We start from the raw sequence: 13095 nt of genomic DNA on the forward strand, positions 1-13095 counted from the left end.
CGGGTCAGAGCGCAGCGAGAAAGCGCTGCACCGAGCGGGGCGGGACCGGCCTGGCTCGCCACGCGACATACACGTGCGAGGGCGGCGCGTCGGGAATGTCCAGATAGACGACGCCAGGGTGCGGAGCCCGGGTGCGCGCCAGATCCGGTACGACGCCGATGCCGCGATCGGCCGCGACCAATTCGATCCATTCGTCGAAGTTCGTGCAGGTGATCACGACCCGGTCCGGGTCGGCGGGGTGCCACGACGCCGCGTCGGTGGTGCCCGACACGGTGTTGACCACCAGCGGGCGATCGGCCAGATCGGACCAGGTCAGGTCGGTAGCCCCCGCCAGGGGCGAGTGCGCGGCCACCGCGAGCACCCGCCGTTCGGTCGCGATGATCCGGGACGCCAGATGGCGGGGCAGCCCGGTCTCCTTGCGGTAGATCGCGATGTCCACGGCCCGCTCGCCCAGCGCGGCCAGCGGGTCGTCCACGCGCCGCAGCGTGATCCGGCCACCCTGTTCCTCGTACCGGCGGCGGGTCGCGGCGAACCACGCGTCGGGCAGCAGCCAGGAGAATCCGATCTCCAGCGTGGCGCGCGAGCGCAGCTCGGCGGCGACCGCGTCGACGTCGGCCAGGATGCGGCGGGTGTGGGCCAGCAGTTCGGCTCCCTCTGGAGTGAGCGCGAACCGCCGTGCGGTCCGCTCCACCAACCGGCAGTCGACCAGCCGCTCCAACTGCTGGATCGTCCTGGTCAGCGTGGGCTGGCTCAGGTGCAGCGCGGCTGCGGCGCGGGTGTAGTTCGCCTCTTCGCACAACGCGAGATACGCCCGCAGGTGCCGCAGCTCGATATCCATGCGTCGAGCGTATACACCGTGCACAGAAAGCATTTCCCGAGTGCGGCCACGGCCTCGTACGGTCGAGCGGTGACCACCGCTGTCCGCACCCGCGCCCCCCGCCACGGCCGCGCACCCGCGGTGGCCGCGGCATCCGGGCTGGCCGCCGCGATGGGCGTCGGCCGCTTCGTGTACACGCCGTTGCTGCCGCTCATGGTCGACGCGGATCGCATCACCGCATACGACGGCGCCCTGATCGCGACCGCGAACTACGCCGGATATCTGCTCGGCGCGCTGCTGCTCACCTGGCGTCCGGTGCTCGGCAACCGCTCGATCTTCCTGACGTCGGCCGCACTGTTGATCGCGAGTGAAGCGCTCATGGCGGCGCCGGGGCCGATCCTGCTTCTCGCCCTCCTGCGCCTGGTCGCGGGCATCGCCAGTGCGGTGATCTTCGTGGCCTGCGCGAGCTTCGCGAGCCGTCCCGGCGCAGGCGGGCAGTCGGCGGGAACAGTCTTCGGCGGCATCGGCTTCGGCATCGCGTGGACCGGCCTGCTGGTGCTGGCATTGCGGCCGGTGGTGTCATGGCAGATTCTGTGGCTGGTCTCCGCGGCGCTCACCGCCGCCCTCCTGGTCCCGGTGTGGCGTCTGGACCTCCGTCCTGGGCAGCGCGTCCCACGCGGGGCGGCGCGCGCCCTGCGGGCTTGGCGCGCTCTGTTCGTCGCCTACTTCCTGGAAGGCTTCGGGTACATCGTGATCGGTACCTTCCTGGTGGCGGCGGTGAGCGCGGACCGAGGGCCGGTGACCGGTTCGGCGATGTGGATCGTCGTCGGCGCAGCGGCAACGGTCTCGACCGTGCTCTGGGCCGTGGCCGCGCGGCGCTGGTCTCCGGCGCTCCTGCTGCCTGTCGCGCTGGGGGCGCAGTGCGTCTCGGCGACGCTGCCTGTCGTGTCCGATGCGATCTGGGCCGCGGTGGTGGCGGCGGCGCTGTTCGGGGGGACGTTCGTCGGAATCGTCATGCTCGCGATGCGAGTCGGCGCCGAGCTGACCGACGGGGCCGCGGCGGCGCCGCTGACGGCCGGATACGGAGCCGGACAGATCCTCGGCCCGTTGGTGGTTGTCCCGGTGCTCGGGACGAGCTACTCCGCCGCGTTCGTCATCGCCGCGGTAGCGCTCGGCGCGGCGGCGCTCACGGCGGGTGCGGTGACCGCCGAGATCAGGCGAACTTGATCTCCAGGCCGATGCCGAGGATGGCGATCAGCCAGATCACGCCGGTGAAGATGGTGACGCGGTCGAGGTTCTTCTCCACGACGGTGGACCCGGACAGGCTGGACTGCACACCGCCGCCGAACAGGCTGGACAAACCTCCACCCTTGGCGCGGTGCAGCAGCACCAGCAGCACCAGCAGCAGGCTGGTGATGATCAGGAGGATATCCAGGAACATCCGCATGCCGGACAGTCTATGCGGTCGGTGCGATCGCACCGAATCAGGCACTCGGGCCGCCTCCCCCGCGGGTCCGCCCTAGCGCCGATCGACCGCGACCAAGTGGGTGACCTGGTCCCCCTCGTCGGTGCCGAACTTCGCGACGGCCTGTTCGCGCAGCTGGTCCTGCGCGGTGAGCCGGATCTGATGCTGGTGCATGTGCTCGGCCCAGGACCGCACGACGAAGGCCTCCACATAGCGGTCGATCACTCCGACGTCGCGATACAGACGCCATTCCATCGCCCCGGTGCGCTGCCGGGACCGCCCGACGAAGGCCATGGCGGCCAGGAACTCCTCGACGCTCTCCGGCGGAACGTCGTAGCTGCGCAAAACCAGTACCGGACCGTCGTCGGGTTCGGGTTCCACCGCCAGCTCGGGTTCCGGCCAGAACGCCGAGGGGGTCAGGTCGAGCAGTTCGGGATCGTTGCGGATGGGCAGCCACACCGTGCTCACCGCGCAGAAGACGAGCAGCGCCGCGGCCCACAGCAGCGCGGGCACCGAGCCGATCGCGTCCGCGACCAGGCCCCAGACCAGTGAGCCGATCGCCTGGCCACCCATGAACACCAGCAGGTACACCGACAACCCGCGGGCGCGCACCCAGGCGGGCAGCAGCAGCTGCATGGTCGAGTTCATCGTGGACATCGCCAGCAGCCACGCCAGCCCCGCGAACACCAGCAGCACCAGCACCATCGGCACGACGCGCAACAGGGCCGTCCCCGCCGTCGCCGCGCCGAACAGGACCGCGGCGATCGTTAGCCGCTGCGTCGGGGTCAGCAACGCCCGCAGGCGCGACAGCGCCGCGGCGCCGAGCACCGCACCGACGCCCATCGCGCCGAGCATCAGCCCGTATCCCGACGACGACAGCCCGAGCCGGTCGCGCGCGATCACCGGCAACAGCGCCCAGACGGCGCTCGCGGGCGCGATGAACAGGATCGAGCGCAGCAGCACCCGCCGGATCGCCGGAGCCGCGCGGATGAACCGGGTACCCGCCTGCAACGCCGCCAGCGGACGCTCGGTGGGCAGGCGCCGATCGGTCGCGGGTCGGCGCCACAGCGCCAGAACCACGACGATTCCGACGAACGAGACCGCGTTCAGCGCGAACACCAGCGTCGGCCCGGACAGCGAGACCAGCGCTCCGGCCAGCGCGGGCCCCACCGCCCGGCCGATGTTGATGTTCATGCTGCCCAGCGCGGACGCCGCCGGGATCTGCTCGCGGGCGACCAGTTCCGGCTGGATCGCCTGCCACGCAGGCGCGGTCAGCGCCTGCCCGCAGCCCAGCAGGAACAACAACGTGAGCAGCACGGCGGGCGTGGTGTGCCCGGTCGCCGTCGAGACGGCGAGAACCATCGCCAGCACCGCCATCGTGGATTGCGCGCCGAGCAGCAACCAGCGTCGATCCACCAGGTCGGCGATCACCCCGGACGGGATGGCCAGCAGCATCACCGGAAGGGTGATGGCGGTCTGCACGAACGACACCAGCGCCGCCGCGTTGGGCTGGTCGACCATGATCCACTGTGCGCCGACGGTCTGCATCCACGTGCCGAGATTCGACACCAGCTGCGCCACCCACAGCGCGCGGTACACCGGTGAACGCAGCGGCGACCATGTGGAACCCGGGGTCGTCGCGGCAGAAGTCACTCGCCGAAGCTTAGTCGCGGGGCAGGCGCGGCTCAGACGTCGTGTCCGGGCCCTCGATCGCGGCATGCGAGGGCGCCGCCGCGAGCAACAGCGCCCCGATGAGCAGCGCGGCGCCGGTCAGTCCCGTCGCGGTGAGCCGTTCGCCCAGGACGACCGCCGCCAGCGCCGCGCCCGTGAGGGGTTCGAGCAGTGCGAGCACCGCCGCGATCCCGGGGCCGGCATCCGAGAGGCCCCGGAAGTAGAAGGTGTAGGCGACCGCGGTGGGCGCCAGCCCGAGCACCAGTACCAGTGCGATGCTGCCGATGGTCGGGTCGAAGGTCAGGCCCTTGGTCGCCGCGACGGGAGCCAGCAGCAAGGCGCCGCCGGTGAACCCGAGGCCGGTCGTGGTCATCGCGTCGAGCCCGGGCACCGGCGCGGCGTTGATCACGGTGACCGTCGCGAACGCGGCCGCGGCCAGCGAGGCCAGCGCCGCGCCGATCAGCAACCCGCCGACGCCGGCGGCGCCGGACGGAACACCGGCCAGCAACGCCAGTCCGCCCAGGGCGAGACCGATCGTGGCCGCGCGCCGCCGGTCCACCGGATGCCTTCCGCTGACGTGCTCCAAGACTGCGACGACCACCGGCGACATACCGATCGTGAGCAACGTCGCGAGACTGACCGAGGACATCGCGACCGCGCCGAAATAGGCCGCCTGGAAGGCCGCCGCGAGCACCGCGACCGCGCCGATCCTGCGCCAGGCCAGCGGATCTCGCGGCCACGGCCGCCGGGCGCCCGCGAGCAGCGCCACCAGCAGGAGCCCGCCGACGGCGAGGCGGCAGGTGGCGACGGAGACCGGAGACAGCCCGGTGGCCCGGTGCACCAACGTACCGAGCAGACCGCCGGTGCCCCAGAGGATTCCGGCCGCGACGAGATAGACCAGCCCCGAACGGCCGGTCGTGGACATAGACGAGGACATGAAGAATCGCGCTCCTGCGACGAAGAGGGATGGGGTCGCGGAAGCGAGGTGCGCAATGATGCCGAAGAGAGCGCGCTCACCGCTCGGTGGCGCGCTGGAAACCTACACCTCGCTCAGGAGGCGGGCGGCGGGGTGATGGGGAAGCATCGATGCACGACACGGATCCTAATACGACGCGAGGCAAGTCATCCCATGAGATTCGATTTCGCCGGAGGGAAGCTCCGGAGGGAGTTCGTCGCCAGGCCGTCCCGACCGGCGAAAACCGGGGTCACGCCGCCGGGCATCGGTAGCATCGCCGCATGACGGCACACTTCGCGCGATCAGGAACGCTGGTCCTGCTCGCCCTCTGCGCGATCGCAGCGTGCTCGAGCGGGGAGCCGGACCGGGGCGCCGACGAGCCGACACCGGTGGGCCGCACCTTTCTCTCGACCAACGTCGAAGGCACCCCGATTCCCGGCGGCGGGCCGCTGACGATCAGCTTCTCCGAGGGCCGCGTCACCGCCGACGCGGGGTGCAACAAATTCACCGGCGCGGCCGAGCTGGACGACCACGTCCTGCACGTCTCCGGCCTGTCCACCACCCTGATGGCCTGCGAGGACGATCGGCGCGACGCCGACGAGTGGCTCAGCGGCCTGCTGAATTCCCAGCCCAGCTGGCGCCTCGACGACTCGCGGCTCACCTTGCACAGCCCCGACCGCACGGTGACCCTGCTCGACAAGAAGGTCGCTCGGCCGGACAAACCGGTCAAGGGCACGACCTGGCTGGTCACCGGGTTCATCACCGACAACAGCCAGGTCCGCTCGCGTGCCCTCGACGAAGCGCAGCCCACGCTCGCCATCGCCGAGGACGGCAGCGTCTCCGGGACCACCGGATGCAATCGCCTGACCGGTAGCGCCGAGGTGTCCGGCACGCAGATCGTCTTCCGGGTCGCCACCACGAAGATGCTGTGCTCGCCGGAGGCGATGGAGGTCGAGCAGTCCATGCTCCAAGCTTTGGACGGCAAGACAGCCGTCACGGTGGACGCCGACATGCTGACCCTGCGCAACGACAACGGCGCGGGCCTGGTCCTGCGCGCGCAGTGAGGGCCCGCTACTTCTTCCGGGTGAGCACGACGCGATCGGCGATCCGCTCCGGTTCGCCGGGCGGAGTGAAAGAGATCTCCATGACGACCCGGTCGGCCGACTCCAGCCGGATCACCGTGCGCATCGGGATCGTCTTGCCCACGAACTGCGGGCCCAGCACGCCGGGATCGGTGAATTCGCCCGCCATGACGATGTCGGCGTCGCCGCCGCTTCCCTTCGCGCCCTTGTAGCTCATGGTCATCGGCGTGACGCTGTCGACGGTCGACCACTCGTAGCGGTTGTCGGTCGGTGAGAATCCCAGCAGTCCGAGCCGGTAGTACGCGCTGCTGCCCTGGACGTCCTCGGCTTCCTCCCGCAGGAAGTTGTTGCCGGTCTCGGCGATCCATTCCCAGCGCGAGACGATTTCCCGCTTGGTCGGATTGTCCGCAGTGCCGCCCGCGACGAAGGTCGACTTCTCGCCCTTCCACTCCCCGACCAGTTGGCCGATCCTGCGGTGCCCCGCGTCCTGCTGCTCCGGCCGCACCGCCGCCGCGGCGGTGGTCGGCGCCGTGTCGTGGTGGGCGTGATCGTGGTCGTGCGCCGAGTCGTCGGAACAGCCGACGAGCCCGGCGAGCACGGCCAGCGCGACCAGCGCGACCGGAAGGGCGGTGGACAGCTTGCGAAGAGTCACGAAAATCCTTGTCAGGCCGTTGTTTCGAGCTCGGCCATCATCGCACGGGCACCGGCCGCCGAGCATCCGTGATCACTCTCGGCGAAAACGGCAACAGCCCGGTATCGCTGTCCGCGATACCGGGCTGTTGCGCGTAGTGCCGAGATCAGGGCAGCGGGCCGCCCGCGGCGATCGCCGAGAGGGTGGCGAATTCGTCACCCTTGAGCGAAGCGCCGCCGACCAGCGCGCCGTCGATGTCGGTCTGGGCGACCAACTCTCCGACGTTCTTGGCGTTGACCGATCCGCCGTAGAGCACGCGGACCCCGGCGGCGACCTCCGGCGAGGCCAGCTTCTCCAGCTCCCCGCGGATCGCGCCGCAGACCTCCTGCGCGTCGGCGGGGGTGGCGACCTTGCCGGTGCCGATCGCCCACACCGGCTCGTAGGCGATGACGATCTTCGAGATCTCTTCCGCCGTCAGGCCTTTGAGCGATCCGCGCAGCTGCTCGAGGTTGTACTCGACGTGCGTCTGCGCCTCACGGACGTTCAGGCCCTCGCCGATGCACACGATCGGGGTGATCCCGTGCTTCAGCGCCTGCTTGGCCTTGGCCAGCACGGTGGCGTCGTCCTCGTTGTGGTACTGCCGCCGCTCGGAGTGCCCGACCACGGCGAACGTGCAGCCCAGCTTGGCGAGCATGCTCGCGCTGATCTCGCCGGTGTAGGCGCCGGACTCGTGCACCGAGACGTCCTGGCCGCCGTAGGTGAGCAGGAGCTTGTCACCTTCGACCAGCGTCTGCACGCTGCGCAGGTCGACGAACGGCGGGATCACCGCCACGTCGACCTTGTCGAAGTACTTCTCCGGCAGCGCGAACGCGATCTTCTGCACCAGAGCGATGGCCTCGAGGTGATTGAGGTTCATCTTCCAGTTGCCCGCGATGAGCGGTTTGCGTGCCATGCTCAGTCCTCCAACACCGCGATGCCCGGAAGTTCTTTGCCCTCCAGGTACTCCAGCGACGCACCGCCACCGGTGGAGATGTGCGAGAAGCCGTCATCCGGCAGGCCGAGCGCACGCACGGCCGCGGCCGAATCGCCGCCGCCGACCACGGTGAACGCGCCCTTGCCGGTGGCGGTCACGATCGCCTCGGCGACCCCGCGGGTGCCCGCGGCGAACTTCTCGAACTCGAACACGCCCATCGGGCCGTTCCAGAAGACGGTCTGCGCCTCGGTCAGCAGCACCGCGAAGCGGTGTACCGACTCCGGCCCCACGTCCAGACCCAGCCAGCCGTCCGGGATCTCGTGCGCGGGAACCACCTTCGACTCCGCGTCCGCGGCGAACTTGTCGGCCACCACGATGTCGCGGGGCAGGTGGATGACGTCGGCGTACTGTTCGAGCAGCTGCTTGCAGGTGTCCACCATCTCCTCCTGCAGCAGCGAGGCGCCCACCGAATAGCCCTGTGCGGCAAGGAAGGTGAAGCACATGCCGCCGCCGATCACCAGCGTGTCGACCTTCGGCGCGAGCGCCTCGATGACCGCCAGCTTGTCGGAGACCTTGGAACCGCCGAGCACGACCGCGTACGGCCGCTCCGGGTTCCGGCTCAGCTTGGCCAGCACCTCGACCTCGGCCGCGACCAGCGTGCCCGCGTAGTGCGGCAGCAGCTCGGCCACGTCGTACACCGAAGCCTGCTTGCGGTGCACCACGCCGAAGCCGTCGGAGACGAATGCTCCGTCGTCGCCGACCAGCTCGACCAGTGCCGCGGCCAGCTTGGCCCGCTGCGCGTCGTCCTTGCTGGTCTCGCGCGCGTCGAAGCGGATGTTCTCCAGCAGCAGCACGTCGCCGTCGGTGAGGCCCTCCGACCGCGCCAGCGCGTCCTGGCCGACGACGTCACCGGCGAGCTGGACGTTGCGTCCCAGCTCCTCGGCGAGCCGGGCGGCCACCGGCGCCAGCGAGAGCTTCGGGTCCGGCTCGCCCTTCGGGCGGCCCAGATGCGCGGTCACGACGACCTTGGCGCCGGCCTCGGCGAGCGCCTTGATGGTCGGCGCCGAGGCGACGATGCGACCGGGATCGGTGATCTGTCCCTGGTCGTCGAGGGGGACGTTCAGGTCGGAGCGCACCAGCACGCCCCGGCCCTCGACGCCCTCGCCGAGCAGATCCGCGAGTGTCTTGACAGCCATACGCGTCAGAGCGACTTGCCGACGAGGCCGATGAGATCGGCGAGACGGTTGGAGTAGCCCCACTCGTTGTCGTACCAGGACACGACCTTGACCTGGTTGTCGATCACCTTGGTCAGCGGAGCGTCGTAGATCGACGAGGCCGGGTCGGTGACGATGTCGCTGGAGACGATCGGATCGGTGTTGTACTTCAGGATGCCCTTCAGCGGGCCCTCCGCGGCGGCCCGGTAGGCGGCGTTGATCTCCTCGATCGTGGCCGACTTGCGCAGCGTGGCGGTCAGGTCGGTGACCGAACCGGTCGGGACCGGCACGCGCAGCGCGTAGCCGTCCAGCTTGCCCTGCAGCTCGGGCAGCACCAGGCCGATGGCCTTCGCGGCGCCGGTGCCGGTGGGCACGATGTTCAGGGCGGCGGCGCGGGCGCGGCGCAGGTCGCTGTGCGGGCCGTCCTGCAGGTTCTGGTCCTGGGTGTAGGCGTGGATGGTGGTCATCAGGCCGTGCTCGATGCCGAACTCGTCGTTGAGCACCTTGGCCAGCGGGCCGAGGCAGTTGGTGGTGCACGACGCGTTCGAGATGATGTTCTGGCTGCCGTCGTACTTGTCGTCGTTGACGCCCATGACGATGGTGATGTCCTCGCCCTTGGCCGGGGCGGAGATGATGACCTTCTTGGCGCCGGCGGCGAGGTGGCCCTTGGCCTTGGTGGCATCGGTGAAGATGCCGGTGGACTCGACGACCACGTCGACGCCCAGGTCGCCCCAGGGCAGGGCGGCGGGGCCCTCCTTGATGGCCAGCGCCTTGATCCGCTGGTCGCCCACCACGATGGTGTCGTCGCCGTCGAGCGAGACATCCTGGGGCAGACGGCCCAGGATCGAGTCGTACTTGAGCAGGGTCGCGAGGGTCGCGTTGTCGGTGAGGTCGTTGACCGCGACGATCTCGATGTCGGTGGTGCCGAGCGCCTTCTGCGCCTCCACCGCCCGGAAGAAGTTACGTCCGATACGACCGAAGCCGTTGATGCCTACCCGGACAGTCACGTTATCGCTCCTCAACTTTCCAGCGGATCATTCCGATGCCCATTCACACTAACGTCCTGCCGTGACCTCGCCGACACGCACCTGGCATTCGCGCGGGCGGCATGCCTGGTCAGACGCCCGACCAAGACGGTTTCCGCAGTCGAAACGCCGTGATCCCCGCGACGCACGACGTCACGGGGATCACGAGGGAAAACGCGGCTCAGGCTTCGTCGAGCAGTTCGGCCGTCACGGCCGATTCGGTGTCCGGGACACCCAGTTCCTTGGCGCGGCGGTCGGCCATCGACAGCAGCCTGCGGATGCGGCCCGCGACAGCGTCTTTCGTCATCGGCGGGTCGGCGAGCTGGCCGAGTTCCTCGAGCGACGCCTGCCGGTGCTGCACACGCAGCCTGCCCGCGGCGGCGAGATGGTCGGGAACGTCGTCGCTGAGGATCTCCAGCGCGCGTTCCACCCGGGCCGCCGCGGCGACCGCGGCCCGCGCCGAGCGGCGCAGATTGGCGTCGTCGAAGTTGGCCAGCCGGTTCGCGGTCGCGCGCACCTCACGGCGCAGCCTGCGTTCCTCCCAGACCATCCGGGTGCCGTGCGCGCCCATCCTGGTCAGCAGCGCGCCGATGGCCTCACCGTCGCGGACCACCACGCGGTCGGTGCCGCGCACCTCGCGCGCCTTGGCCGTGATGCCGAGCCGCCGGGCCGCGCCGACCAGCGCCAGCGCCGCCTCGGGCCCGGGGCAGCTGACCTCGAGCGCCGAGGAGCGGCCGGGTTCGGTGAGCGAGCCGTGTGCGAGAAACGCGCCGCGCCAAGCGGCTTCGGCGTCGGCGATGCTGCCGCCGACCACCTGTGCCGGCAGGCCGCGCACCGGACGGCCGCGCACGTCGAGCAGGCCGGTCTGCCGGGCCAGCGCCTCGCCCTCCTTGGAGACGCGCACCACGTACCTGGAGGTCTTGCGCAGTCCCCCCGCCCCGAGCACGTGCACGTCGGAGCCGTAACCGTAGAGCTCGAAGATCTCCCGGCGCAGCCGGCGCGCGATGGAACCCATGTCCACCTCCGCCTCGACGATCACCCGGCCGCCGACGATGTGCAGGCCGCCCGCGAAACGCAGCAGTGCGGACAGTTCCGCTTTGCGGGAACTCACCTGCGACACCGTGAGCCTGCTCAGCTCGTCTTTCACATCGGCTGTCATCGCCACGGGACGCGCTCCTTTCCACCCAACCCGGAACGCACATCCTGACCCATGTGCCGTCCCTCGACTCGAAGCCCTGCCATTTGCGGCCGAGGTTGCCGGATCAGTTGATCCAGTGCGGCGGCAAGCTTTCCGGGGTGATGCCGGTCCGTTCCCGCTTCGGCGACATCGGAGAAGGTTACTCGTGCCCGCAACTGCTCGGCAGCCCTGGCCACGTGTTCCCGCTCGCGGCCCTCCGGCACCGAGCCGGAATCGACCAGCACCTCGTCGACGACGAATTCCGGTGCGTGCTGGGACAGTACGTGCAAATGCCGCTCCGCGGAGAACCCGGCGGTCTCCCCCGGCTCCGCGGCGAGATTGAGCACGAGAACTTTCCGCGCCCTGGTGTAGACCAGGGCTTCGCGTAGCTCCGGGACGAGGACGTGCGGAATCACACTGGTGAACCACGATCCCGGGCCGAGCACCACGACGTCCGCGTGTTCGATCGCCGAGGTGGCCTCCGGACTGGCCGGTGGATCGGACGGAATCAGCCGCACTCGCCGCACCTTACCCGGCGTCGTCGCGATGGCAACTTGGCCGCGAATGCAGCGGCTCACCCGTGGATCCGCCTCCAGCCCAGATACATCCGCCTCGATGTCCAGCGCGATGGGCGACATGGGCAGGACCCGGCCGGTGATGCGCAACATGCGGGCGACTTCGTCGAGGGCGGCGACCGGGTCACCGAGCACTTCGGTGAGCCCGGCCAGGATCAGGTTGCCCACCGAGTGCCCCGCCAGCGCGCCGGTGCCGCCGAATCGATGCTGGACGGTCTGCGTCCACACGCCGTCGGCGTCCGCGGCCAAGGCCGCCAGGGCCATCCGGAGATCCCCCGGCGGCAGCACACCCAGCTCGGCGCGCAACCGGCCCGAGGAGCCGCCGTCGTCGGCGACGGTGACCACCGCGCAGATCTTCCTGGTCAACCGCCGCACGGCGGTCAGCGTCGCGTACAAACCGTGTCCGCCACCCAGCGCGACGATGCTGGGATTGGATTCCCAGCCGGTCATTCGCGCCCCAGGTCTCGATGCACGACGCGGACCACGTCGGCGGACTCCTCCGTTTTGCCGGTGACCTCGCTCATCAACTCGCCCAGTGCCTGGGCGATCGCGACGCTCCGGTGCTTGCCTCCGGTGCAGCCCACTGCGACCGTCATGTATCGCTTCCCCTCTTGGCGGTAACCGTTCGTGGTCAGCTCGACCAGGTGGTGGCAGGTACGCAGGTAGTCGTCCGCGCCGGGACGCGACAACACGTACTCGCTGACCACCGCTTCCTGACCGGTGTGTTCCCGCAACTCCGGTATCCAATGCGGATTGGGTAGAAAACGCACATCCAACACCATGTCGGCGTCCAGCGGAACCCCGTACTTGAAGCCGAAGGACTGCACGGTGAGCTGCAGCGCGGTGGGGGCGCCGCCGCCGTACGCCTCCTCCATCTTGCGGTGCAACTGATGGATGGACAGTTCGGTGGTGTCGATCACCAGGTCCGCGGCGGCCTTCACAGACGACAACCGCACCCGTTCGGCGGCGATGCCGGCCGAGAGCGTGCCGTCCTTGCTCTCGCTCTGCAGCGGATGCCTGCGCCGCGCGAAACCGAAGCGGCGGATCAGCACATCGTCGGAGGCCTCCAGGAACAGGACCCTGGTGCGCACGCCGCGGGTCCGCAGCTGCTCGGTGACCGCCGACAGATCACCGGTGAAGAACCGGCTGCGCACGTCCATGACCAGCGCGAGACGCCGGATCGGCGGCTTGGCGGACGCGCCGAGTTCGACCATCCGCTCGAACAACTCGGGCGGCAGGTTGTCGGCCACGTACCAGCCGAGGTCCTCGAGCACGCGGGCGGCGGTGCCGCGGCCCGCGCCCGAGAGCCCGGTCACGATCACCACCTCGACCTGCGGGTTCGCTCCGCCGACCGCGCTGGACGAGACCACTCGTCCCGCACTCGTCGGCGGACTGCCCGCACTGCTGTTCGATTCGACGCGTGTCATGTCCTACCGGATCCGTCTCTGGGGTGCCTTCCGATCATCGCGCACCGGTTTCGGTATCGGGCGCAGACACACAACGTACGCGA

Annotated in this window: 13 protein-coding genes; 2 read left to right on the forward strand and 11 right to left on the reverse strand. The window is 69.8% G+C overall.

Annotation, left to right across the window (positions count from 1 at the left end; genetic code table 11):
* Positions 1–4: 4 nt before the first annotated feature.
* Positions 5–838 carry a LysR family transcriptional regulator gene (locus tag IU450_RS06360; protein ID WP_195148859.1) on the reverse strand — a complete coding sequence of 278 codons (834 nt, stop codon included), beginning with the start codon at positions 836–838 and terminating at the stop codon, positions 5–7.
* A 69-nt stretch (positions 839–907) separates the two neighbouring features.
* Here IU450_RS06360 and IU450_RS06365 point away from each other — a divergent pair, with 69 nt between their 5' ends.
* Positions 908–2044 carry a YbfB/YjiJ family MFS transporter gene (locus IU450_RS06365; protein ID WP_324197564.1) on the forward strand — a complete coding sequence of 379 codons (1137 nt, stop codon included), beginning with the start codon at positions 908–910 and terminating at the stop codon, positions 2042–2044.
* Here the strand turns inward: IU450_RS06365 and secG are convergent.
* From secG to IU450_RS06380, 3 genes are all read right to left on the reverse strand, one after another.
* Entirely contained in the window at positions 2031–2264 is a 234-nt protein-coding gene (secG, locus tag IU450_RS06370; RefSeq protein WP_043693695.1) for a preprotein translocase subunit SecG, read from the reverse strand. The genes IU450_RS06365 and secG overlap by 14 nt on opposite strands.
* Positions 2265–2336: 72 nt before the next feature.
* Positions 2337–3935 carry an MFS transporter gene (locus IU450_RS06375; protein WP_324197565.1) on the reverse strand — a complete coding sequence of 533 codons (1599 nt, stop codon included), beginning with the start codon at positions 3933–3935 and terminating at the stop codon, positions 2337–2339.
* A 10-nt stretch (positions 3936–3945) separates the two neighbouring features.
* Positions 3946–4890, reverse strand: coding sequence for a DMT family transporter (locus IU450_RS06380; protein WP_195148861.1), 945 nt, complete (start codon positions 4888–4890; stop codon positions 3946–3948).
* Positions 4891–5189: 299 nt separating this feature from the next.
* Between IU450_RS06380 and IU450_RS06385 the strand changes: the two genes are divergently transcribed.
* Entirely contained in the window at positions 5190–5972 is a 783-nt protein-coding gene (locus IU450_RS06385) for an META domain-containing protein (protein ID WP_195148862.1), read from the forward strand.
* Between the two features lie 7 nt (positions 5973–5979).
* Here IU450_RS06385 and IU450_RS06390 read toward each other — a convergent pair whose 3' ends face one another.
* From IU450_RS06390 to rapZ, 7 genes are all read right to left on the reverse strand, one after another.
* Positions 5980–6642 (reverse strand): DUF1579 family protein, encoded by a 663-nt coding sequence (locus IU450_RS06390; RefSeq protein WP_195148863.1) that lies wholly within the window; start codon positions 6640–6642, stop codon positions 5980–5982.
* A 145-nt stretch (positions 6643–6787) separates the two neighbouring features.
* Positions 6788–7573: a triose-phosphate isomerase gene (gene tpiA / locus IU450_RS06395; RefSeq protein ID WP_195148864.1), complete on the reverse strand. Its 786-nt coding sequence runs from the start codon at positions 7571–7573 to the stop codon at positions 6788–6790.
* Positions 7574–7575: 2 nt separating this feature from the next.
* Positions 7576–8790, reverse strand: coding sequence for a phosphoglycerate kinase (locus tag IU450_RS06400; RefSeq protein ID WP_195148865.1), 1215 nt, complete (start codon positions 8788–8790; stop codon positions 7576–7578).
* A 5-nt stretch (positions 8791–8795) separates the two neighbouring features.
* Entirely contained in the window at positions 8796–9815 is a 1020-nt protein-coding gene (gene gap, locus IU450_RS06405; protein ID WP_195148866.1) for a type I glyceraldehyde-3-phosphate dehydrogenase, read from the reverse strand.
* A gap of 199 nt (positions 9816–10014) precedes the next feature.
* Positions 10015–10998, reverse strand: a complete 984-nt coding sequence (gene whiA, locus IU450_RS06410; protein WP_043693711.1) for a DNA-binding protein WhiA — start codon at positions 10996–10998, stop codon at positions 10015–10017.
* The gene (locus IU450_RS06415; protein WP_043693713.1) at positions 10989–12035 is read right to left on the reverse strand and encodes a gluconeogenesis factor YvcK family protein; all 1047 of its coding nucleotides are present in this window, start codon (positions 12033–12035) and stop codon (positions 10989–10991) included. The genes whiA and IU450_RS06415 overlap by 10 nt, the downstream gene beginning before the upstream one ends.
* Positions 12032–13012, reverse strand: coding sequence for an RNase adapter RapZ (gene rapZ, locus IU450_RS06420; RefSeq protein WP_195148867.1), 981 nt, complete (start codon positions 13010–13012; stop codon positions 12032–12034). Before rapZ ends, IU450_RS06415 begins: the two co-directional genes overlap by 4 nt.
* Between the last annotated feature and the right edge of the window lie 83 nt (positions 13013–13095).

This window comes from Nocardia abscessus (assembly GCF_015477775.1).
Lineage (GTDB): Bacteria > Actinomycetota > Actinomycetes > Mycobacteriales > Mycobacteriaceae > Nocardia > Nocardia abscessus_A.